This window comes from Pseudomonas sp. D5(2026) (genome assembly GCF_057766845.1).
Genome location: NZ_CM173421.1, coordinates 2,537,391 through 2,559,248, shown reverse-complemented (window position 1 = coordinate 2,559,248; position 21,858 = coordinate 2,537,391). Strand labels below are relative to the sequence as shown.

The following is a 21,858-nucleotide window of genomic DNA, read 5'->3' as shown; positions in this document are numbered from 1 at the left end:
TGCGCTACGAAAGGTCTCGCTGAACTTGAAGCTTCCGCGCAGTTCCTGCACACCCATTGAATGCTTTGTGGTGCTGGTCAGTACACGCGCTCCATAGGCATTCATGAAGTGCGGGTCAATTACCGGCTCTCTATGCACTGCATACGGGCATGGCCCGCGCAGGCAACCTATTGCGTTCGCGTAGACGAAGGATTCCGGCGGTAACTATGGCATCAAGCAAGGGGTTTCCCTTACCTGATGATCGGCCTGGCGTGATTCATTAAATTTGGAGATGGTGTCATGCGAAAGCTTGGCTTGAGCTTCCTGGTAATTGGAATTTTTGGACATCTATCAGCATTGCTGTGGACATATGCATCCTGGGGACCAATTTGTCAAGACAACCTAGACAATTCATCCATCCAGCAAGAAGTGACAAAGTTTGAACAACTGATCGATGATGTCGACAATAAAATTACGACAGAGCTCAGTGGAATATATTTTGACGCGCTCGCGCACCTTACGCAATACGAGTCCCAAATGCCCGATCCAATCGAGGCTGATTCCTTACAGCTTTTAATCGAAAAGCCAGTTGCAACACCTGAAATTAAGCCGCCTTCATCGCCTGCATCGACTCACAAATGGATGATTATTATCAGCGCTCTAATTACTTTTTTCGGCCTGCTTCTGGCACTCTTCGTGCGTAAAAAGAACATTGATCCGCAATGGCATGTCTTTCGCACCGTGCCAAATTCGCTGATCACATTGGAGCGCAGGTGCTTGACGTGTGGCGGCTACATTTCCCCCCCTAAAAATAAAGCTTCAACCATACCTACATCCGGTCTATGGGTGGTCGAAATTGCAATGAACACACCCAACCGCCATCGCGCAATAAAAGCAATTCAAAATCTATCGCTGCCGATAGCCCGTAGAGAAAACAACTTTGTCGTCATCGGGCCTTATAAAAAAAAGCAGGACGCGGCTCGAGTAGTGAAAGAACTGAGTGAAAGTCATGGCATTCGAGGATGGGTAATGCCAGGTAATTGACAAATCCCGAGCGCTGGAGCGTCCAAATAATCATCCAAACATTGCATGAACAACGAAAACCCTTGATAAAAAAGCTTGAAGCCTAAATTTACCTAAAGAAATCTCCGGACATCAACCTATGGATTCTGGAAGTTCATCCTGCAGTGGGTAGCCGAATCCAATAAAAACTTGAATTAACACATGAAAACCGCATGAAATAGATCCATTTTTCACTAGACAACTGATAGTATCTATAATTTTTACCTATTAATCCACAAGCTTTAATAGGGAGGGCTGAATCCATGACGGGAATATCGCTCAATACCCCTGCACATCTCGGTTCAAACCGTCGCATAGCAATCCACAACACGCCGATACTGGCTGGGTGAAGCTCCGATGTGCTGACGGAAAAACCGAGTGAAATGACCTTGCTCAGAAAACCCGAGGTTCTCCGATAACAGGCCCAGCGTACCACTGCGCTCACGCCCTAGCCAGGCAAAAGCCCGGCGCATGCGCGCGTCATTAAGCAACAGCGTCGGCGTCATACCGGTATCTTTCTTAAACAACGCAAAGAAGTGCGCGCGCGACAGACCACATGCCCGCGCGGCGTTATCGATGGGGTTCGGATCGTCCAGGTGTTCGAGCAACCAGACGATGCCACGGCGAACGCGGGCGTCCCGGAACTCACGTGAACTCGGGACACCAAGTACCGACAAATGACGCCAGCTGGAAAAGTCCTCGATCAGTTCGATCAAGAAGTCGAACAGAATGAATTCCATACGTTCTTTCGGCACGATCCCGCAGCTATGCGCTTCAGCGACCAGGGTATCGGCCAAGGTGCGATTACGACTCGACAACTCGATACAGGAATGGGAAAAAAAATCCGGCCGACCGCTGAGCGCCAACGACTGCTGGGCTGTGGCCAGCCAAGCAGGCTCGATGTAGAGCGCCAGGATTACTGTTGCCTCCCCGCCCGGCTGCGGGTCGTAGAAATGCGGCTCCCAGGCGTTGACCAGCACCGCTGTGCGATCGCTGAGTGGAACACGCCGTCCGTTGACGTTGAAGTAAGTGTCTTTACCGGACACTTTGATCAGCACATGGCACTCGGAATGGGTGTGAATGACCAGCGAACGATCCATATTCAGCAAGGCGACCCGGCCAAACCTGCCGTGGAAAACCCGTTGGGCAATGGACATCAGAGTCCTCCGCTCGCTTTAAGCGATATTGTTACCGGCGACAATAAACGATCATCGCGGGGTCTATCTGTTTACGAACCCCAGCGATAACTCATGTTTCAGCAATATTTGGCTAGCCACTATCGCGTGCGAATGCCCGAAACTTTATAGACTGTTGGTTGACGAAAAAGGCTCAGGTGATCGAAAAGAAGCCGCATCAGATAGGACCGCAATTGGTCTTTAGCTGCCCACTACAAAGGACTGCGTTGGTTCCAGACAGTGTGAAAACGCAGTAATACCATCGAAAACTGAGAGTCGCGCGGATTGTCCGTGGGATCAGGCTCCGCTGGCACTCGATGCAGATCACGAAGGGGTGATCCGGTTCGAAGTTGACGATTGTCAGAACCGCGGCACCCGGCCACGTCACAACGGCTTCAGGCACCTATGCACGTGATGGGAGGCAACATGAACATGCAGCAGCCTGAACAACCGCGCATGGCTGCTGCCGGACAGCTACGGACGACGTCATCATGAATGGGCACGATCTGTATGCCGATCTCAAGGATGTGCTGAGTCGTTACCGAATGAGCGGGTAACTAGCCTGGGCTAATCCTGGAGCCGTTTTTCCGCTAGGTAGTCTCTCCATGAGGGCATCACCATCCCGCCCTTCGATCTCCCTTGCCAAAAATCGGCCCGCCGACTGAGCGCCCGCTCCTCCCTGCTTCAATGGCAACCGCTGCCCTGTAACCGAGCTACGTTCTGATCGATGCGGCCTTGGATCGTGCGCAAGGTGTCTGGCGTAATGACCTGTGGGTACAGGTTCTCGGCGATGCTTGAAAACTGGCTAGCCACCTCACAAATGCCGTCAATCATTCTGCCTGCAACCTCCGGGGGCACCTCGGCTTCCTCGGCAAGCCGAAGCATTTGTGTGCGGGTAATCGACAGGGCCTCCCCCATTACATCCATCTGGTGATATCCACCTGGCCCCTCGCAAAAGGTCACATCGTAGGCCGGCGACAGTCTCCAATGACCGTCCTGCGACATGACGTAGGCAAAGTTCTTGGGATGATCATCTCTGTTGTTGAACGCTACATTGAAGACGGCACGTTCGAAGGCCACCGCCATCTCTCGCACGTCGTTGGTACACATCTGGGTTGCCCGCAGGAAATTGACGTAGTCCAACACGCCTGGAGACCGGTAACTCGCCCCCGTGAAGGCCGCGAGGCTTTGCATGGGCACGCGCAGGCCATCCTGACGATCAAATCGCTTGCTGGCAAACGCCGCCAACCCATCAGGCAGGCTGAAGTACTGCGTGTCAGGGGTCTCGATACCGCACATGCGCAGGCATTCGGCGTAGACCATTTCGACAGCGCACACCTCGGCATGCTCTTCCTTGGCCGGGAACTTGACCAGCCAGGCCTCAAAGCCCGCCGTCACGGCAGTTGTAAACCGGCCAGTTTCGGGATCACGATAGACGAGGGCCTTAGGCCTTGCACCTTGAGGCGAGCCACCCACCAGCAGCAACCTCTGCAGGAACTCACCGCCGTCTCCATGGAGCACTTCCTGCACTTCGGCGGCTAGCTGCTCCAGCGGGATGTGGACTTCAGACGCCTGCCCTTCGGGCGCCACGGGTTCAAACGTCATGGCCCCCATGGCATTACCACCGATATAGGCCAGCCGTTCCAGTGAGCCGATGCGCGCTGTGGTGAGCCCGCGGCGCCTGAACATACGGTCCATCAGCAACATGCCCCATCCATCCGGCAAGGCGTCGTAAACAGGCCCTGGCAAGTACAGTTGGTGGTCTGGAAAGTCTCGGCGCAGTTGAGCCCCCTCCAGCGGCAGCGTGTAGGACGACAGCTCCAAGCCCCTTTGCCTGGCTTCATTGCTGTACTCGAACACAATCAGTGGACGACCGGTCAGGGCAGTCGTGGAGACCAGCGTGCCCCATTGCCATCGCTCCCCCCACCCTTCGTAGAAGACGTTCACCTGCTCAAGCATTGCCGGGCTTCCTCTTGGTACGAAGACGATTGGCGCTGTTTTCGTAGCGCCGGATATCCTCGATACTGTCCAGTTTTGGCAGGAACAGGCCTTCCAGTTCCTTGGTCCGGCCGAGCGCCATCGCCACCCGAACAACGTTCTCGAATCCGACATTGCGCCCGGCTTCAAGGTTGGACACTGTGTTTGTAGCGATGCCGGCACGCCCGGCCAAGTCCGCCTGTGTCATGTCCCGCGCCAAGCGCTCTTTGCGCAAGCGATCGCAGAGGCGCTTCACGACCTCACTCGGCTTGCTGAAGCTTAAATCCAACATAGTGTATACCTAGCCCGCTCTGTGCCAGTTAATCCACAAAATTATAGAATTAACGCCCGGCCCTATCAAGCGAGCTAATTCCCTTAATTTGCGTCTTATCGCTTAGTTTCTACATTTACCCACAATTTAGTGGATTTACGGACGCTTTGCACAGAGGCTTCGTCGGCGGTTTGAAAGGGTTTGCACGATCCATTACCCAAGCCAACCCGAACCTTTTATAGCGCCACGTGCATGTGGGCATGAGGGCAGTGTCGCACGCCGTGTTGATGGTGTTCGCGCAGAGCATCATGGGAACCGCTGAAACCGTCTACCCTGCCCCGCAGCCAAAGGCTTAAGCCTTGCAAACTGACCACGCGGCCCCTTGGGAGCACTGTACATGTCTATCGACTTCAGACCCGCTCGAGTCTCGGACGCGCATGATATTGCGCGCTTCTTTCAACTGACATCGGAGGGCATGGCCGATTACATATGGAGCAAGCTCGCTGCCCCCGGAGAAGCACTGCTGAGTGTCGGTGCGTCTCGCTATGCCAGAGAACAGGGCGACTTTTCATACAAGAACTGCCTGATGGCCACTTTCGAAGGGCGCGTCATCGGCATGATGCATAGCTATGTCTTGCGCGCGACGCCTGACAGGCCAGCCGAGACCGACCCCGTCCTCGCGCCTTATTCCGACATGGAAATACCCGATACCTTGTACATATCCAGCCTGGCACTGGATGAGGCCTGGCGGAGCCAGGGGCTGGGCGCCCAGTTTCTTCGCCACGCCCAGCAGCGCGCTGACGACGCTGGCCTCGATGGGTTGTGCCTGATCGATTACGCAGAAAACCACGGTGCACGCCGCTTCTACGAACGTCATGGATTTCAGATCGTGAAAACCTGCCAGATCGTTCCGCACCCGATGCTCGGTGTAACCGGTGAAGCCTATTTAATGTATCGCCCTACTCACAACGTGCTCGAGAAACAGCCATGAACCAGAAACTGACCGTGTTCCGCGAACTGGATATCCAACCGCTGCGCGACCTGCCCTTCTTTGAAGAAGTTTTGGAAGGTACCCCTCACACGCTGACGTCCAAGTACTATCACGATGAACAGCAAGGTCGCATTTCCGGAGAATGGGAAGCCAGCACCGGGGCGTGGCGCATTGACTACAAAGTCTGGGAGTTCTGCCACGTTTTGAGTGGATGCTGCGTCATCGAGCTTGAGGGTTGCGCCCCGGTCACACTGGCGGCTGGCGACACGTTCATTATCGAACCGGGCGCCAAGGGCAAATGGACCGTAGTGGAAGACATGAAGAAGAACTTCGTGATCCTCTTGCCCGCGAACTAAGCCACTGAATGCTGGCTGAAGCCGACTATGCTGGTAGCAATCCACACGCCGGCACAGGGGCTGTTAAATGGGCAAGAAGCGCAGGTTCGGACGGGCTGCTTGGCTGATGCTACTGACCCACTTGCTGTTCTCGCCCCTGCTCCATGCGGACACCCCTCAGTCCGGGCCAGAGGTAGAGGGTGTGATTGCCGAGCCCGCCCCGCTGACCGTCATCAACCGCACGGTACTGGTCTTTCGTGCGACGCTGCTGGGCGAAACACCCAAGGTGCGCGCCCAGCGCGCCAAGAAGGTCATCGAGGAAACACTCCAGGAAACAAACGATCTGGAGGTTCGCGTCGACCCTATTCTGCGCAGCTACCTGGTGCTGCTGGGCGGGCGCCGTGCATTCATCGTGACGCCACTGGATGCTGCGGCCGATAGCATTACAGCAGGCGAAGCTGCCGAGCAGGCCGCCGAGAACCTGCGCCTTGTCGTCGAGGAAACCCGTCAGGCGCGTAGCCTGCGCTTTTTGCTCACTGCGATAGGCTACAGCGCTGCGGCAACCTTGGTGTTCTTCATGCTGGTAAAGGCCGCAGGCTACTGTCGACGCAAGCTCTTGGGACTGCTGCCCAAACTGATGGGCAAACACTCGGAGCGCCTCAAGGTCGGCCATACGCAACTGTTCGACCTGCAGAACCTGTACTACCTGATCGACCGCTCACTCTGGCTGCTGTACTGGTTGGTCGTGTTGTTGTTCTGCTACCAGTGGCTGGGCTTCGTGCTGTCTCAGTTCCCCTACACAAGGTCTTGGGGTGAAAGCCTCAATATCCACCTGATGGAACTGCTCAACTACCTGGTCAGCGGCATTTTACGTGCCATGCCCGGCCTGGTAGTTGCGCTGTCGATCTTCTTCATCGCCCGTGGTATCAGCGCCTTCTCCAAACGTGTGCTAAGGCGCATGGCACGCCCGGGCACGTTGAAATGGCTGACCGCCGAAACCTTGCAACCGACCATGCGCCTGACGTCGCTGGCGATCTGGCTATTCGCCCTGGTGATGGCCTACCCCTATCTACCCGGCTCGGGCACCGATGCCTTCAAGGGGCTCTCGGTGTTGCTCGGTCTGATGATTTCACTGGGGGCGACCAGTGTCATCGGCCAAGGGGCCGCCGGATTGATCCTTACCTACACACGCACGATGCGCGTCGGTGAGTTTGTACGTGTGGGCGATTACGAGGGCACGGTGACCGAAGTGGGCATCTTCACCACAACCATACGCACCGGGCTTGGCGAAGTGCTGACACTTCCCAATTCAATGATTACCGGCTCGGTGACCAAGAACTACTCGCGTATCGTGGAAGGGCCAGGCTATGTGGTCGATACCGTGGTGACCATCGGCTACGACACCCCCTGGCGTCAGGTCGAGGCGATGTTGCTGGAAGCGGCTCGTCGCACCGAAGGCGTGCTGCAAACGCCCGCGCCCCAGGTATTCCAGACGGCGCTGTCAGACTTCTACCCCGAGTATCGATTAGTGGCACAGGCCATTCCATCTGAGCCCAGGCCACGCGCGCAGCTACTGAGCCTGTTGCACGCCAATATCCAGGACGTGTTCAACGAGTATGGCGTGCAAATCATGTCGCCTCACTACCTGGGCGATCCCGAGCAACCTAAATGGGTGCCCAAGGAGCAGTGGCACGCGGTCCCGTCCAAACCTGAAAACACCGCGTGAGCAATGAGGCCTCGGGTGCCGGTCGATCACCGGCCTATAGAGCGCCACCAGGGCATTGGAGACGGTGAAACCGATAGGGGTCCAAAGCGTGCCGAGCAGCGCCCCCATCACCAACCCGCTATGCACCCAACCACTTTGAGCACGGCGCAGAACCAAACTCAAAGGTCCAGCGCCCCTCGGAGCAAGGCGTCAAGCACGCGCGCGACGTCAGCACCATGCTCGTCCAGCAGGCACACCGGCAGCCCGTGCAAGGCAGCCTGCACACCGGCCAGCCCCTCGCCTGTCAAGGCCAGCGGACAAGCAATTTCCATCTGCAGCGAGCGCAAGCGCTTGGCCAAGGCAGGGCTCACCGGTGGCTGCAGCGCGATCACCAGTGCCGCAGGCTGCATCGCCGCACACAGCAGCGGGAGCTCTTCCAGGGGCTGCCCGCAGCCGAGCACTTCGATGCGTTGTCGCTCGCTGCTCAACAGCAGCCCGGCGCACAACACCTGGCATTCGGCTTGCCCCTCGGTACCTGCCAGCAGCACCCGTGGCGCATCGGCCTGGTTCATCTGCAAGCGCAGCAGCAGGCGGGCGCGCAAGAACGTATCGAGAAACAGCCATTGGCTACGCTGGCCTGGCGCAGTGCCTGAAGCCAGCTCATGCCAAACCGGCATCAGCACGTCCTGCAGCACAGTGGCCTTTGGCAAAAGTGTGAACAGCTGTCCATGTATAGCTTCCAGCGCCTGCGCATCGAATGCCTTGGAGGCACGCGCAACGGCGGCGCGCCAGTCGTCAAAGGCCGAGGGCTGCTGCACAGGCGCCACAGGCTGGCCGGCGAGCCTGTCGCCAACCTTGCTGATGGGCAGGCCGTTGGCGGTCCAGCGCAAGATGTCGCGTATGCGCTGCACATCCTGGGCCGTGTACAAGCGATGGCCGCCCTCGGTGCGCTGCGGGTGTATCAACCCATGACGCCGCTCCCAGGCACGCAAGGTCACCGGATTGATGCCGGTCAGGCTGACCACATCGCGCATGGGTAGCAATTCGGGTGGGGTGGCGTCGGTCATAACGAGGGGTCATCCAGGTGGTTGCATATTCTAAACCCAGATGCACCTTCTGCGGCGAGCCTCCTTGGTTCATCATGCAACAAACAGCGCCAAAAGCTTCTGCACTGAAGCCTTCGGCGCACATCGCATACGAAATGTCTGTAGGTGAGCCCCATGATCAACGCAAAACTCCTGCAACTGATGGTCGAGCATTCCAACGATGGCATCGTCGTCGCCGAGCAGGAAGGCAATGAGAGCATCCTTATCTACGTCAACCCGGCCTTCGAGCGCCTGACCGGCTACTGCGCCGACGATATTCTCTATCAGGACTGCCGTTTTCTTCAGGGCGAGGATCACGACCAGCCGGGCATCGCAATTATCCGCGAGGCGATCCGCGAAGGCCGCCCCTGCTGCCAGGTGCTGCGCAACTACCGCAAGGACGGCAGCCTGTTCTGGAATGAGTTGTCCATCACACCCGTGCACAACGAGGCGGACCAGCTGACCTACTACATCGGCATCCAGCGCGATGTCACAGCGCAAGTATTCGCCGAGGAAAGGGTTCGCGAGCTGGAGGCTGAAGTGACGGAACTGCGCCGGCAACAGGGCCAGGCCAAGCGCTGACAAAAAAACCTATACAAGAACGTTGACTTGTATAGATTAAGGCTTAGGCTTCAGTTATACCTGTACAGCAATACGATTTTGTACAGGATTGTCTGGAGCCCAGTATGTCAGCGTACTTACAGCAATTCGCCGAGCGCTTCGCCCGCCTTGATGGGGCTAACCTCGACACGCTGGAAAAACTGTACAGCGAAGATGTCACCTTTCGTGACCCCCTGCACCAGATACAGGGGCTGCAGGCCCTGCGCGCCTACTTCGAGCAGTTGTACGCCAACGCCAGCGATATCCGCTACGCCTTCACCAGCGCTGACGAGGTAAGGCCCGGGCAGGGCTACCTGCGTTGGACGCTACAGTTTTGCCACCCGCGCCTGGCTGGCGGCCAGCCGATCACGTTGCAGGGGTGCAGCTGCCTGCATTGGCGCGACCGTGTGCATTTTCACCAGGACTATTTCGACGCCGGTGCCCTGCTTTATGAGCACCTTCCCGTCATGGGCACTGCGATCCGCTGGCTCAAAGGCAGGCTGGCATGAGCCGCTGCTGGCTGACCGGCGCCAGCAGCGGGATCGGTGCCGCGCTCGCGCAAATCCTCCTGGAGCAAGGCCACCAGGTGGCCTTGGGCGGGCGCAACGCCGACCGCCTTGCCCCGCTGGCCGAACAGTTTCCCGGGCAGGTATTGCTGGCGATTGGCGATCTTGACAACCCGGAGCAGGTCGCCGGCATCGCTGCGCATATCGAGCAGGCCTGGGGAGGCCTGGACATGGCCATTTTCAATGCCGGCACCTGCGAATACCTGGAGCCGGGGCATTTCGATCCGGCGTTGGTCGAGCGCGTCATGCGCACCAACCTGCTGGGCGTCAGCTACTGCCTGGCGGCGGCACTGCCCTTGCTTCGCGCCGGCCAACGCCCCCACCTGGTGGTGATGGGCAGTTCGGTAACCTGGCTGGCCTTGCCCCGTGCTGGCGCCTATGGCGCGTCCAAGGCCGCGGTGCGCTATCTGGTGGAGTCGCAGCGAATCGACCTGGCTCGCGAAGGCATCGCGGTCACCCTGGTAAGCCCAGGCTTCGTAGACACACCACTGACCCGCCGCAACGATTTCCCCATGCCACAGCTGTGGTCTGCGCAGCGTGCCGCCCGGCATATCGCCAGGCGCCTGCCCCGCCGCCCCCTGGAAATCAACTTCCCCGGTCTTTTTACCTGGGTGTTGCGCCTGCTCGGGGCGCTGCCCGCGCGCCTGCGCCTGGCGCTGGGCCAACGCCTCGCCCGTCATGAACAGGAATGATGATCCATGCGTATAGCAATCATCGGCAGTGGCATCGCGGGGCTGACCTGCGCCCATTTGCTGTCACGCAAGCACGAAGTCACGGTTTTCGAGGCCGAGCAATGGATTGGGGGGCACACACACACCCTTGATGTGGTCTGGAAAGGCCAGCGCCATGCAATAGATACCGGTTTCATTGTTTTCAACGACTGGACGTACCCGCACTTTATCCGCTTGCTCGACCAGCTCAAGGTCCCTTCGCAGCCGACCGAGATGAGCTTTTCCGTGCATGACCCGATCACGGGCCTGGAATATAACGGCCACGACGTGAACACACTGTTCGCCCAACGCAGCAACCTGGTGTCCCCAGGGTTCTGGGGGATGATCCGGGACATTCTGCGTTTCAACCGTCAGGCACTGGCCGACCTGGACAGCCAGCGTATCGATGCCAGCACCACGCTGGGCGCCTACCTTCAGGCGAATCACTATGGGCAGCGCTTCATCGATCATTACATCGTGCCGATGGGGTCGGCGATCTGGTCGATGTCTCGCGCAGACATGCTCCACTTCCCGCTTGAGTTCTTTGTGCGCTTCTGTCGCAACCACGGCTTGCTGTCGGTCAACCAACGCCCACAGTGGCGGGTGATCAAAGGCGGCTCGCGCAGCTATGTCGCGCCGCTGTGCCGAACGTTCTCTGAGCGCATCCGCCTCAACTGCAAGGTTTACCGGGTCAGCCGCGACGAAGGTGGCGTGACCCTCGTGAGCGCGGCCGGCACCGAACGCTTCGACAATGTGGTGTTCGCCTGCCACAGCGATCAGGCCCTGGCACTGCTGGAAAGCCCCAGTACCCGGGAGCGCGCCGTACTCGGCGCCATCGGTTACGCCAGTAACGACGTGGTGCTGCACACCGATACTCGTCTGCTGCCACGCCGCCAGCGCGCCTGGGCCAGCTGGAACTACCGCCTGGGCGGCCCAGAGCAGGCTCCTGCCGCGCTGACCTACAACATGAACATTCTGCAAGGTATCCAGGCACCGACAACCTTCTGCGTGAGCCTCAACCAGACCGCACTGATAGACCCGGCACAGGTCATCGCCCGCTTCCAGTACGCCCATCCCCAGTACAGCGTTGCAGCGTCCGCCGCGCAAGCGTGCCAGGAGCAACTGCAAGGGCAACAGCACAGTTATTTCTGCGGTGCCTACTGGGGCAATGGCTTTCATGAAGACGGGGTGGTCAGCGCACTGAAAGTGGCCGCGCATTTCGGAGAGCAACTGTGAACAGCAGCCTCTGCCTGGGCTGGATCAGCCACCGTCGGCTGACGCCGCGGGTCCACGCGTTTCGCTACCGGATCGGCATGTTCTACCTGGACCTGGACGAACAAACCTGGCTGATGGGCCTGTCACGCTGGCTGGGGCGCTGGCGCCTGGCGCCGTTGTGCTGGCGCGAGACCGACTACCTGCCCGCTCAGACCCGCCAAGGCGAATCGCTGGCCCAGGCTGCACGCTTGCTGGTGGGGCAGGCGACGGGGCACCTGCCCGAAGGCCGGGTACAGCTGCTCACGCAACTGCGTTGCTGGGGGCTGTCGTTCAACCCGGTGAGTTTCTATTTCTGCCATGACCGAGACGGGCGCCTGACCGCGATCCTGATGGAAGTGCGCAACACGCCCTGGCGTGAACGCTTTCATTACGTGCTACCGGTGCAAGGCAACCTTGCCAGGCCCTTCAGCGTCGGCAAGGCCTTCCATGTGTCGCCGTTCATGCCGCTGGACATGGACTATCGCCTGCGCTTTTTCCTGGACGCGGACCATGTGCGCATTCACATGCAGAACTGGCAAGGCGGCACAAAGGTGTTCGAAGCCGACCTCGCCTTGCGCCGCACGCCACTGGATGGAACCGCGCTGCGTCGGTATGTCCTGAACTTCCCGTGGATGAGCCTGCGCACCGTCTCGGCCATCTACTGGCAAGCGCTCCGTCTGTTACTCAAACGCACGCCCGTGCATGACCACACCGCCTGCCAGGGTGACCTGGCGCTTGGCCAACCTTGCGAGGACCTTGATGATGTCGAATCCCACCCTGAGCGTTAGCAAGTTCGCAGGCCTTGCGCCACTGCTCGGCGGGCTGGCACGAAGCGCCGTGCTCGCCCAGTTGGGCAAGCTGCGTCACGGCCACCTGCGCCTGCTCAGCCACGGGCAGCAGTGGAGTTTCGGTGATGCCGACAGCCCGTTGCAGGCCGAGGTGGAAATCCTCGATGACGCCACCTGGAGCCTGATCGCCGGCAATGGCTCGATCGGTGCGGGCGAAGCCTACATTCACGGCTATTGGCGCAGCCCCGAGCTGGCGCTGGTGACCCGCCTGTTCGTCGCCAACCTTGAAGTGCTCGACGCGCTCGAGGGCGGCCTGGCCCGCTTGGGCCGCCCTGCCCTGCGCCTGCTGCACCGGCTCAACCGCAACGACAAGCGCGGTGCCCGGCGCAACATTCTGGCGCACTACGACCTGGGCAATGCCCTGTTCGAGCGGCTGCTGGACCCCACCATGATGTATTCGGCTGCGCAATTCGAGCACCCTGACCAATCACTGGAGCAGGCTCAGTTGCACAAGCTGGAGCGCATCTGCCAAAAACTCGAGCTGAGCCCTGACGATCACCTGCTGGAAATAGGCAGCGGCTGGGGCAGCCTCGCTATCCACGCAGCCACCCGTTACGGCTGCAGGGTCACCACCACGACGCTCTCCGAGGCGCAGTACAGCCATACCCTGAAGCGCGTTCAGGCCCTGGGGCTGGAGCAGCGTGTGCAAGTGCTCCGCGAAGACTACCGCGACCTTCAAGGCACGTTCGACAAACTGGTTTCGATCGAGATGATCGAAGCGGTTGGCCATCGCTACCTGCCGGTATATTTCCGCCAGTGTGCCTCGCTACTCAAGCCTGAAGGCCTGATGCTATTGCAGGCGATCACCATCCGCGACCAGCGCTATGCCCAGGCGCAGCGCTCGGTCGACTTTATCCAGCGCTACATCTTCCCCGGTGGCGCCCTGCCTTCGCTCAGCGTGTTGCTCGACACCGCCAGCCGGCACACTGGCCTTAACCTTGTGCACATGGAGGATTTCGGTCAGGACTATGCCCACACCCTGCGGCACTGGCGCGAAAACCTGCGTCAGGCTCGCACCGCGCTGACGGACCTTGGCTACGACGACATGTTCCAGCGCCTGTGGGAGTTTTACCTTTGCTACTGCCAAGGCGGTTTCGAGGAGCGCGCCATTGGCGTAGCACACCTACTCTGGGCAGCGCCCCAGGCACGCCGCGCGCCCTTGCCTGGCGGTGCCTGATGCCCAGCCGCTGGCTGATCGGCAATGCCCTCTGGCTGCAAGCCGGCTGGTGGATCTGCGTGCTGGGCGCCGAGCGGCCCTTGCTGTTGCTGCTGGTGATTCCGGGCGTGGCTGTGCACCTGCGCCTGTGCCCGGACATCGATGCCGAGGTCAAGGCTCTGTTGCGCGTTACCTTTATCGGCTGCGTGCTCGACAGCGCGCTGGGAGCACTGGGTGTGTTCAGTTTCGACGCCAGGCCCCTGCCGTTGTGGCTAGCGCTGCTGTGGTTGGTGCTGGCCAGCGGTATGCGTCACAGCCTGGCATGGGCCGGCAGGCACTGGCGAAGCGCTGCACTACTGGGGGCGATTGGCGGCCCTCTGGCCTATGTAGGCGGCGCCAGGCTGGCAGATGTCGCCTTGCCATTGGGCGCGCTGGAAACCGGCCTGCTACTGATGCCGATATGGGCTTTGGCCTTGCCGCTGCTGGTGCGGGTCGCGGCGAGGCGCTGACCGGCGGCATCGCTCGGAACAGTAGCGCACCTGCTCCCAGCAACGAGCCCAACGCTTGCGCCAGTTGAATGGCCGGCCACACACCACGCAAACCTTGCTGGGCAGAAAGCTCTTTTTCATAACGCCTGCCCCGCATCAAGCCGCGCCAACAAAGACTGGCCACGTAGCCACACGGCATCGCGACGGCCAGGGGGCATGCCATCGAGGCTGCGATAGACCAGGGCCAGGCGCGGGTTAGCCGAGAGCTGGGGGCGATGGCGAATGAGAAAATGCCAATACAAGGCATTGAACGGGCAGGCATCCTCTTCGGTCACCTGGTCAACCTTGTAACTGCAAGCCTTGCAATGATCGGACATGCGCTGGATATAACGACCACTGGCGCAATACGGCTTGGACCCCAGGTAGCCGCCGTCGGCGTGCATCACCATGCCAAGCGTGTTGGGCAGTTCGACCCACTCGAAGGCATCCATGTAGACCGCCAGGTACCACTCACAAATCGCGGTTGGCACGATACCGGCCAGCAGGGCGAAGTTGCCGGTAACCATCAACCGCTGAATATGGTGAGCGTAGCCCAACCGCAGGGTTTGCCCGATGGCTTGCGCCATGCAGCGCATGCGGGTGCGCCCGGTCCAGTAGAACGCTGGCAGCGCCCGGTCGTTGTTCAGGTGATTGAGCCCGGCATACGCCGGCATGCGCTGCCAATAGATGCCACGCACATACTCACGCCAGCCGATCAGCTGGCGAATGAAGCCTTCGGCTGCATTGAGCGGCACCCGCCCCTCGCGCCAGGCTTTGTCGACGTCGTCGCACAGACGACGCACATCCAGAAGCCCAATGTTGAGTGCCGCACTGATGCGCGCATGAAACAGGTACGGCTCGCCTTCGGCCATCGCGTCCTGGTAGTCACCGAAAGCCGCCAGGCCGAAATCCAGAAAATGCTGCCACAGCTGTTGTGCCTCGGCATGGGTCACGGGGTAATCGAAACCGTCGACGCCCCCGTAGTGGTCGCTGAAGCGCTGACGCACCAAGGCCACCACCGCTGTTGTGATGTCGTCCTGCGCGAAATGCGCAGCGAACGGGCCACGCAGCTGCCGTGGCAATGGCTTGCGATTGTCGCCATCGAAATTCCAGGCCCCACCTGCCGGGCTGCCGTCAGGCTCCATGAGCAGGCCGGTTCGCTTGCGCATGCCACGGTAGAAGTGCTCCATACGCAGCTGGCGACGTTCTGTGGCCCAGCGCCCGAAGGCTTCACGGGAGCACAGAAAACGCGTGTCGCGAAACCACACAAGCGGCAGTGCGGCATCACGCAAGGCCTGCTCCAGGCGCCACTCCCCGCACTCGGTCAGGTGGATGTGGGTGGCGCCCAAGGTTTGTTGCCAACGACGCAACTCACCCACGATGCTGCCGCTGTTACCCTCGGCGTCCAGCTTGACATAGTGCACCTGCCAACCCCGTTCACGCAGGGCCTGGGCAAAATGGCGCATGGCGCTGAAGATGAGAACGATCTTCAGCGGATGATGCGGTACGTATCTGGCCTCCCCCTCCACTTCCGCCATCAGGACCGCATCGCGAGCAGGGTCAAGGGACGCCAGGCTTGCCAGGTCGAACGACAGTTGGTCACCCAGCACCAGGCCCAGGCGCATCGTCCGGGCTACCACTGGCTGGTGAGCGTTACCGGTACGCGCAGCGGCGCGATGGGGCCGTCGCGCTGCCCGCACATCTCATCGTGCACCACCTGCTGCACCAGCATGCACGGCACCGGCGGCAGGTCGGCCAGCAACTGCCGCAGTTCGGTCGTGGAGCGCACGCGCACGGGCTGCCCCTGGGCATCGCTCAATGTCACGGGGCCGGCGTCGGTCAGGGCACGCAGGAGGTAGAAGCCCCCCTCCAGCGACAGCAGTTCAAGTTCCTTGGCTTCGCCGGTCGAAACCAGCTGGGTCAGCGCGTTCAGGTTCATGGTGTGCCCTCTGGCAGGCGGCGGAAGAACAAGGTGATCTGACCAATCTCCACGCCCAGTTTGCTCATGCTCGAGCGGTTGATCAGGGTGTCGTCATCCATGAGGTACATCCAGTCGTCCAGGTCTACCTGCCAGTGCCGCCCATCGACCGGCAGGTCCAGTTGGTAACGCCATCGCAGCGCGTTGCCCGCCACTTCGCCACGCGCCTCGCCGATCACGTCCCCCGCTGTTCCCCGCCAGCGCCCGGGGCCGTCCGGCACCAGCGTCCAGGTCCGCTGCTGGCGTGTACCATCGCTATAGAGAAAATGTTCGTCGAGGATCAGCCGCTCACCCTCGCGGCGGCTGTCGATGCGCACATGGAAGCGCTTGACCACCTCCCCGGAACGCTTCTGGAACATCCCCCACGCCTGAACCGGGCGCGAGAAGAACGCCGCCAGGTCCAGCTTCGGCTGCTCCTGGGCATAGTGCTCGACACCGACATTGCCACAACTGCCCAGAAGCAGGCAGGCAGCCAGCAACAGCGCTTTGTACATGTTCAGGCTCCTCGGTCATCGCCAGCCAGCCCAAGCAGCCGCTGACGCAATTGGGGGTCTCTGGCCCGCGGGTCGAGCCAGATGGCGAAGAAGGCCCGGGCGAACACCGGATCGTTGATCGCGTGGCTCAGTTTGCCGTCGACGTAAAAGCGGCAACCCTTCCCCGGCAGGTACAAGCCCGTGATGCGCATGCCAGGGCTCACGTCCACGAATGCCTGCTCTATCGCCTTGGTCCATGCCGCGCGTTGCTGTGCCGTCATGCTGCCGCCATCCAGGCGTTGCATTTCCTCGAGGCTGGCCTTGACCAGCGTGTCCCTGGACAATGACCGGTGATAGAGCAGTTCAAGGGCGAACGGCTGGTTCCAGCCCTGAACCGGGCCAACTGCCCATAACCGGGCGGTGTACAGCCGCAGGCCAAACCAGGTGAAATCACCGGCGCCCAGCCGTTGCGCCGCAGGCAGCTCCGCTCGCCAGTCTGCCGCCGACGACATGGCGGCTAGCAGCAGGCACAAACAGGTCCAACGTGCAGGGTGCGCCATTCTGACCTCGAGCACTTCGAGAAATACTATACAATAGTAGACACGTGTACAGATATTTGATGGGAAATGTACAGAATTTAATGCCTGGCATGCACGTTTCTGCAAGCCTCGCGCTCCGTTATCGAAAAACCATGAACGTCGAGATAGAAGGAATTGCTCATGCTGTACGTCGTCATGCTCGGTGGACGCCACCCACGGGCCAATATCGAGGTCCACGACGTGGTGTTCGCGCAGGCGGACTCACTTGAACAGGCACACCCACATCTGCGCCAAGCCTGGTTCGGGAGCCGAACGGGCCTGCACATCGACGCATGGATGGAAGTCGACGGTATTGACCGCTACCGCGTCGCGTTCAGCCAGGTAGCGCCTGGCCCACACGATCCCAGGCTGTTCTTCATCAACCTTGGCGGCTACGAGCCCAGGGTGTTTGGCGAGGCACACCGCTACCTGCTAGTGGTGGCGAAGGACAAGGCCGAGGCCAGGCAACTGGGCAAACAGCGCCTGCAGGCAGACTGGCTCAAGCCGCATACCGACGCGGTACTGGACGTCGACGATTGCCTGCCGATCGACTGGGTGAACGACCGTTACGTGCACTTGATCGAAGGGCCCCATGACGGCTTACGGCAGTACAGCGACTATATCCTGCTGTGAGCTCACCCCTGCCAGGTGCAAGAACGTTGGCAGCCATCACAGGACGAGGCGCCAGCGCCCAGCCAAGAGGACACTCTGATGAGCCTGATAAACGACCTTCACACACCCGCCAACGTGCTGGTCTGCGGGGCCAGTGAAGGGATTGGCCTGGCATTGTGCACGCAGTTGCTGGCGCGCGATGACATCGGGCTGGTGTTCGCCGTTTCGCGACGAGCCACCACCAGCCCTGCGCTGGATACCTTGTTCACAGAGCACGGACGACGGTTGGTTCGCCTCGACTGCGACGCCCGATCCGAGCAGGCACTGCACACTCTGGCAGCACAGGTTGGCGCCTGCTGCGACCAGCTGAACCTGGTCTTCAGCACGCTTGGCGTGCTGCAAGAAGGCCCGGCACGGGCTGAAAAAGCGCTGAACCAGCTTGATATGGCGGGGTTGCTGAGCAGTTTCACCACCAACTGTTTCGCCCCTGTTCTGCTGCTCAAGCATTTGCTGCCGCTGCTGCGTCGGCAACCGATGGCCTTCGTCGCCTTGTCGGCGCGGGTCGGGTCGATCGGCGACAATCATTTGGGGGGCTGGTACAGCTACCGTGCCAGCAAAGCCGCGCTCAACCAGCTTCTGCGCACTGCAAGCATAGAGCTGAAGCGACTGAACCCCGCGTCAACGGTACTTGCATTGCATCCCGGCACCACCGACACCCAGCTTTCCCGACCCTTTCAGGGCAACGTGGCGCCAGACAAACTGTTCTCGCCCGCGTTTGCCGCCACCTGCATCCTGGCACTTGTGAGCCGTCACGGCCCGGCGCAGAGCGGAACGTTCTGGGCGTGGGATGGCACGCCGATTCCCTGGTGACGCGCGCGGAGAGTTCCAGGCAAAGTCGATGAACCAGCTCTGAGCGAGAGGGGTCAACCCTTTATCTGACAACGGCAGAAGGAAGGGTGGAACGAATGGTTTCGTTTGATCTGCAACGGATGCTGATAGGCGACTTCCCTTTTACCTTTCTGCTGGAAGTTGCTGTTCGTGTTTCAGCGGCCTTCCTGGCCGTGTTCTTTTTTCTGAAGTTCAGTGGTCGGCGCGGTATCAGACAGCTGTCCCGGTTCGAGCTCGTGGTCATTCTCACTCTAGGCTCAGCGGCCGGCGATGTAACCTTTTATGAAGATGTACCGCTGCTGCCGGTGGCCTTGGTTTTCCTCACACTGTTCATGCTTTACCGAGGAACGGTCTACCTCATGAGGCGAAACAGAACCTGCGAGGCCTGGATCGACGGGCTGCCAGTCACGGTAGTGAAAGATGGCATGTACGAAATCCATTCGCTGCGTCACATGAACATTTCACCGAATGAGCTGTTCATGGAGCTACGCCAGCAAGGTGTCGAGCACCTGGGCCAGGTTCGACTGGGCCTTCTGGAAACCGATGGTGATCTCAGTTTGTATTTCTACGATCAGCAAGACACACGTCCAGGCCTCTCAGTGCTGCCGTTCGAGCATCGCCCAGAGTACAGATCACCGCCCGGCGCCGGGTTGCATTGCTGCGTGAACTGCGGTTTTCCGGCCTACCATGAGCCTCACGACACCCTGGCGTGTTCACGTTGCGGTCATACGGTCTGGTCGCCTGCATTGGATACCGTGCGCAACCGTTAGCCTGTTCTCCCCATACCGCCAAGCATCGAGCAGGAACTTTGCTCGCTGTTTGCAGGCCCTTATGAAAGGCCTATCAGCACGAGGAGAGAATGATGAGTGCACAATTGAACGGCAAGCGCGTGGCCTTTCTGGTCACCGATGGCTTTGAACAGGTGGAACTGACCGGCCCGCGTGAAGCGTTGGAAAACAGCGGCGCAGTGGTCGATATCCTGAGCGAGAAAGAAGGCACGGTACGTGGCTGGAACCATGACGAACCTGCCGACGCGTTCAGCGTGGATGCGACTTTCGACAGTGCGCAGCTTGACCTCTACGATGCCCTGGTGCTGCCCGGCGGTGTGCAGAATTCGGACACGATTCGCTTGATTCCCGGCGCGCAGAAGCTGGTTAAAAGCCACGATGCGGCCGGCAAGCCGCTGGCGGTTATCTGCCATGGCGCGTGGTTGCTGATATCGAGCGGGTTGGCCAAAGGCAAGCGAATGACCAGCTACAAAACCTTGCAAGATGACATTCGTAATGCGGGCGGTACGTGGCTGGATGAACAAGTGGTGGTCGATGGCAACCTCATCACCAGCCGCCAGCCGGATGACATCCCCGCGTTCAATGAGCAGTTGATCAAGGCATTGGCAGGCTGAGCCTGATTCTCTTCAGCGCGTGCTGGTCGCCCATGGCACCGGCCAGCACGCGCTGATCACGCCAGCTGGATGAAAACCGAATAGCTGCCCAGCAAAACCCAGAAACACAGGAAAATCCAGGGCGTGCGCAAGGAAAACAGCAGCGATTTACGGTGCCCTGCCTGAGAGGTCTCGGCCTCGCAGAACAGTGGCGACTCGTCATAGGCAAGGCCCATCATCGGCTCGCTGCGCAGCAGGTGGCTCTGCTTCATCTGCCAGTGCTCGATAATCCGGAAGGCCGCGCGGATGCCAGGCCAGGCGTTCAGTGTACTGAGCACGCCGAGCAGTGCGAGAAAAGCCGGCACCATCAAGGTGAACATCTCGCCCCAGCCTGGGTTCAGGTTGCCCATCGATGACACATAGGCAATCACCAGGAACGACTGGGCAGCAAGATAAGCGTCAGTGCGGTTGGCCAGGATGGTGGTCTCATACTGAATTTCGCGCCGATAGAAATCCAGCCGCTCCTTGGGCGTACCGAACATCCTTTCATTCGTCTGGTCGATCTCATGTTCCGGCGTGGAAGGCGTGATGATTCGAGGCACTGCAGGCTCCTTGATAACGTGGGCCTCACCCATGCCAGCAAGCCCCGTCAGCGGTAGAGCCAGGCGGTTGGTAAAAATTCACTGGAAGTGGGTGCATCAACCGCTCGTCGCTCAGCACGAAGATCCACTTCAACACTGGCTTGCCGCGCCTTTCGAACGGAAATGAGCGTTTCAACCTGCAGGAGCTTCCAGCATGAGCGACTACCCTACCCCTCCATTCGCCTCCCAACCGCAAAGCGTTCCAGGTTCCCAGCGCAGGATGGAGCCGTATCCGGACTGTGGCGAGCAGAGCTACACCGGCAACAATCGCCTCGAAGGCAAGATTGCTTTGATAACTGGTGCTGACAGCGGCATCGGCCGTGCGGTAGCGATTGCCTATGCCCGGGAAGGCGCTGACGTAGCCATTGCCTATCTGAATGAACACGAAGATGCGCAGGAAACAGCGCGCTGGGTCAAAGCGGCTGGCCGCCAGTGCCTGCTGCTGCCCGGCGACCTGGCACAGAAACAGCATTGCCATGACATCGTCGACAAGACCGTGGCGCAGTTTGGTCGCATCGATATCCTGGTCAACAATGCCGCGTTCCAGATGGCCCATGAAAGCCTGGACGACATTGACGACGATGAATGGGTAAAGACCTTCGATACCAACATCACCGCCATTTTCCGCATCTGCCAACGCGCTTTGCCCTCGATGCCAAAAGGCGGCTCGATCATCAACACCAGCTCGGTCAACTCTGACGACCCGTCACCCAGCTTGTTGGCCTATGCGGCCACCAAAGGGGCCATTGCCAATTTCACTGCAGGCCTTGCGCAATTGCTGGGCAAGCAGGGCATTCGCGTCAATAGCGTCGCGCCCGGCCCGATCTGGACACCGCTGATACCGGCCACCATGCCTGATGAGGCGGTGAGAAATTTCGGTTCCGGTTACCCGATGGGGCGGCCGGGTCAACCTGTCGAGGTGGCGCCAATCTATGTCTTGCTGGGGTCCGATGAAGCCAGCTACATCTCGGGTTCGCGCTACGCCGTGACAGGGGGCAAACCTATTCTGTGAAAGTGCTGCCGGGGCCTGCTGACGCGGGCCTCGGTGCCTCTGGCAGAGCGGTAT

At 59.9% G+C, this 21,858-nt stretch carries 26 protein-coding genes; 16 read left to right on the top strand and 10 right to left on the bottom strand.

Going from position 1 to position 21,858, the window contains the following annotated elements:
• Positions 1 to 279: 279 nt before the first annotated feature.
• Positions 280 to 1,023 carry an SPOR domain-containing protein gene (locus AC3B5Q_RS11745; protein WP_080671087.1) on the top strand — a complete coding sequence of 248 codons (744 nt, stop codon included), beginning with the start codon at positions 280 to 282 and terminating at the stop codon, positions 1,021 to 1,023.
• Positions 1,024 to 1,343: 320 nt separating this feature from the next.
• Here AC3B5Q_RS11745 and AC3B5Q_RS11740 read toward each other — a convergent pair whose 3' ends face one another.
• The 3 genes from AC3B5Q_RS11740 to AC3B5Q_RS11730 all read right to left on the bottom strand — a co-directional run bounded on the left by AC3B5Q_RS11740 (position 1,344) and on the right by AC3B5Q_RS11730 (position 4,485).
• On the bottom strand, positions 1,344 to 2,198 hold the full coding sequence (locus AC3B5Q_RS11740) for a helix-turn-helix transcriptional regulator (protein WP_021782303.1): 855 nt from the start codon (positions 2,196 to 2,198) through the stop codon (positions 1,344 to 1,346).
• 702 nt (positions 2,199 to 2,900) lie between these two features.
• Entirely contained in the window at positions 2,901 to 4,175 is a 1,275-nt protein-coding gene (locus AC3B5Q_RS11735) for a type II toxin-antitoxin system HipA family toxin (protein WP_021782302.1), read from the bottom strand.
• Positions 4,168 to 4,485 carry a helix-turn-helix domain-containing protein gene (locus AC3B5Q_RS11730; RefSeq protein ID WP_274119063.1) on the bottom strand — a complete coding sequence of 106 codons (318 nt, stop codon included), beginning with the start codon at positions 4,483 to 4,485 and terminating at the stop codon, positions 4,168 to 4,170. Before AC3B5Q_RS11730 ends, AC3B5Q_RS11735 begins: the two co-directional genes overlap by 8 nt.
• A 376-nt stretch (positions 4,486 to 4,861) precedes the next feature.
• Between AC3B5Q_RS11730 and AC3B5Q_RS11725 the strand changes: the two genes are divergently transcribed.
• From AC3B5Q_RS11725 to AC3B5Q_RS11715, 3 genes are all read left to right on the top strand, one after another.
• Positions 4,862 to 5,455 carry a GNAT family N-acetyltransferase gene (locus AC3B5Q_RS11725; RefSeq protein ID WP_021782299.1) on the top strand — a complete coding sequence of 198 codons (594 nt, stop codon included), beginning with the start codon at positions 4,862 to 4,864 and terminating at the stop codon, positions 5,453 to 5,455.
• Entirely contained in the window at positions 5,452 to 5,811 is a 360-nt protein-coding gene (locus AC3B5Q_RS11720) for a cupin domain-containing protein (RefSeq protein WP_103444537.1), read from the top strand. Before AC3B5Q_RS11725 ends, AC3B5Q_RS11720 begins: the two co-directional genes overlap by 4 nt.
• A 67-nt stretch (positions 5,812 to 5,878) precedes the next feature.
• Positions 5,879 to 7,516, top strand: a complete 1,638-nt coding sequence (locus AC3B5Q_RS11715; RefSeq protein WP_488393091.1) for a mechanosensitive ion channel family protein — start codon at positions 5,879 to 5,881, stop codon at positions 7,514 to 7,516.
• Positions 7,517 to 7,674: 158 nt separating this feature from the next.
• Here AC3B5Q_RS11715 and AC3B5Q_RS11710 read toward each other — a convergent pair whose 3' ends face one another.
• The gene (locus tag AC3B5Q_RS11710) at positions 7,675 to 8,562 is read right to left on the bottom strand and encodes a MerR family transcriptional regulator (RefSeq protein WP_103444539.1); all 888 of its coding nucleotides are present in this window, start codon (positions 8,560 to 8,562) and stop codon (positions 7,675 to 7,677) included.
• A gap of 153 nt (positions 8,563 to 8,715) precedes the next feature.
• Between AC3B5Q_RS11710 and AC3B5Q_RS11705 the strand changes: the two genes are divergently transcribed.
• The 7 genes from AC3B5Q_RS11705 to AC3B5Q_RS11675 all read left to right on the top strand — a co-directional run bounded on the left by AC3B5Q_RS11705 (position 8,716) and on the right by AC3B5Q_RS11675 (position 14,223).
• Positions 8,716 to 9,162, top strand: a complete 447-nt coding sequence (locus AC3B5Q_RS11705; RefSeq protein WP_392505476.1) for a PAS domain S-box protein — start codon at positions 8,716 to 8,718, stop codon at positions 9,160 to 9,162.
• A gap of 104 nt (positions 9,163 to 9,266) precedes the next feature.
• Positions 9,267 to 9,689, top strand: coding sequence for a nuclear transport factor 2 family protein (locus AC3B5Q_RS11700; protein ID WP_021782294.1), 423 nt, complete (start codon positions 9,267 to 9,269; stop codon positions 9,687 to 9,689).
• Complete coding sequence (locus AC3B5Q_RS11695) at positions 9,686 to 10,438, top strand: SDR family NAD(P)-dependent oxidoreductase (protein ID WP_325950871.1); 753 nt, start codon at positions 9,686 to 9,688, stop codon at positions 10,436 to 10,438. Before AC3B5Q_RS11700 ends, AC3B5Q_RS11695 begins: the two co-directional genes overlap by 4 nt.
• A 6-nt stretch (positions 10,439 to 10,444) precedes the next feature.
• Positions 10,445 to 11,692, top strand: coding sequence for an NAD(P)/FAD-dependent oxidoreductase (locus AC3B5Q_RS11690; RefSeq protein ID WP_021782292.1), 1,248 nt, complete (start codon positions 10,445 to 10,447; stop codon positions 11,690 to 11,692).
• On the top strand, positions 11,689 to 12,498 hold the full coding sequence (locus tag AC3B5Q_RS11685) for a DUF1365 domain-containing protein (RefSeq protein ID WP_021782291.1): 810 nt from the start codon (positions 11,689 to 11,691) through the stop codon (positions 12,496 to 12,498). Before AC3B5Q_RS11690 ends, AC3B5Q_RS11685 begins: the two co-directional genes overlap by 4 nt.
• Complete coding sequence (locus AC3B5Q_RS11680; protein ID WP_021782290.1) at positions 12,473 to 13,735, top strand: SAM-dependent methyltransferase; 1,263 nt, start codon at positions 12,473 to 12,475, stop codon at positions 13,733 to 13,735. Before AC3B5Q_RS11685 ends, AC3B5Q_RS11680 begins: the two co-directional genes overlap by 26 nt.
• Complete coding sequence (locus AC3B5Q_RS11675) at positions 13,735 to 14,223, top strand: DUF2878 domain-containing protein (protein WP_021782289.1); 489 nt, start codon at positions 13,735 to 13,737, stop codon at positions 14,221 to 14,223. Before AC3B5Q_RS11680 ends, AC3B5Q_RS11675 begins: the two co-directional genes overlap by 1 nt.
• Here the strand turns inward: AC3B5Q_RS11675 and AC3B5Q_RS11670 are convergent.
• The 5 genes from AC3B5Q_RS11670 to AC3B5Q_RS11650 are packed head-to-tail and all read right to left on the bottom strand — an operon-like array spanning position 14,161 to position 17,252.
• Positions 14,161 to 14,343, bottom strand: coding sequence for a DUF2256 domain-containing protein (locus AC3B5Q_RS11670; protein ID WP_080671086.1), 183 nt, complete (start codon positions 14,341 to 14,343; stop codon positions 14,161 to 14,163). The genes AC3B5Q_RS11675 and AC3B5Q_RS11670 overlap by 63 nt on opposite strands.
• The gene (locus AC3B5Q_RS11665) at positions 14,340 to 15,866 is read right to left on the bottom strand and encodes a cryptochrome/photolyase family protein (protein WP_021782288.1); all 1,527 of its coding nucleotides are present in this window, start codon (positions 15,864 to 15,866) and stop codon (positions 14,340 to 14,342) included. Before AC3B5Q_RS11665 ends, AC3B5Q_RS11670 begins: the two co-directional genes overlap by 4 nt.
• Before the next feature lie 8 nt (positions 15,867 to 15,874).
• Positions 15,875 to 16,180: a DUF6482 family protein gene (locus AC3B5Q_RS11660; RefSeq protein ID WP_021782287.1), complete on the bottom strand. Its 306-nt coding sequence runs from the start codon at positions 16,178 to 16,180 to the stop codon at positions 15,875 to 15,877.
• Positions 16,177 to 16,713: a DUF3833 domain-containing protein gene (locus tag AC3B5Q_RS11655; protein WP_019751189.1), complete on the bottom strand. Its 537-nt coding sequence runs from the start codon at positions 16,711 to 16,713 to the stop codon at positions 16,177 to 16,179. Before AC3B5Q_RS11655 ends, AC3B5Q_RS11660 begins: the two co-directional genes overlap by 4 nt.
• Positions 16,714 to 16,715: 2 nt before the next feature.
• The gene (locus AC3B5Q_RS11650; RefSeq protein ID WP_323600683.1) at positions 16,716 to 17,252 is read right to left on the bottom strand and encodes a chalcone isomerase family protein; all 537 of its coding nucleotides are present in this window, start codon (positions 17,250 to 17,252) and stop codon (positions 16,716 to 16,718) included.
• Positions 17,253 to 17,411: 159 nt separating this feature from the next.
• Between AC3B5Q_RS11650 and AC3B5Q_RS11645 the strand changes: the two genes are divergently transcribed.
• From AC3B5Q_RS11645 to AC3B5Q_RS11630, 4 genes are all read left to right on the top strand, one after another.
• Positions 17,412 to 17,903: a DUF1543 domain-containing protein gene (locus AC3B5Q_RS11645; protein ID WP_274101551.1), complete on the top strand. Its 492-nt coding sequence runs from the start codon at positions 17,412 to 17,414 to the stop codon at positions 17,901 to 17,903.
• A gap of 78 nt (positions 17,904 to 17,981) precedes the next feature.
• A complete protein-coding gene (locus tag AC3B5Q_RS11640) occupies positions 17,982 to 18,752 on the top strand; it encodes an SDR family NAD(P)-dependent oxidoreductase (RefSeq protein WP_021782284.1) in 771 nt (256 codons plus the stop codon).
• A gap of 95 nt (positions 18,753 to 18,847) precedes the next feature.
• Positions 18,848 to 19,540 carry a DUF421 domain-containing protein gene (locus tag AC3B5Q_RS11635; protein WP_021782283.1) on the top strand — a complete coding sequence of 231 codons (693 nt, stop codon included), beginning with the start codon at positions 18,848 to 18,850 and terminating at the stop codon, positions 19,538 to 19,540.
• A gap of 92 nt (positions 19,541 to 19,632) precedes the next feature.
• Positions 19,633 to 20,172, top strand: coding sequence for a type 1 glutamine amidotransferase domain-containing protein (locus AC3B5Q_RS11630; protein WP_028697242.1), 540 nt, complete (start codon positions 19,633 to 19,635; stop codon positions 20,170 to 20,172).
• Positions 20,173 to 20,228: 56 nt separating this feature from the next.
• Here the strand turns inward: AC3B5Q_RS11630 and AC3B5Q_RS11625 are convergent, their stop codons facing one another.
• A complete protein-coding gene (locus AC3B5Q_RS11625; RefSeq protein WP_021782281.1) occupies positions 20,229 to 20,753 on the bottom strand; it encodes a hypothetical protein in 525 nt (174 codons plus the stop codon).
• Positions 20,754 to 20,946: 193 nt separating this feature from the next.
• Here AC3B5Q_RS11625 and AC3B5Q_RS11620 point away from each other — a divergent pair, with 193 nt between their 5' ends.
• Positions 20,947 to 21,804, top strand: coding sequence for a glucose 1-dehydrogenase (locus AC3B5Q_RS11620; protein ID WP_103444542.1), 858 nt, complete (start codon positions 20,947 to 20,949; stop codon positions 21,802 to 21,804).
• The last annotated feature ends 54 nt before the right edge of the window (positions 21,805 to 21,858 follow it).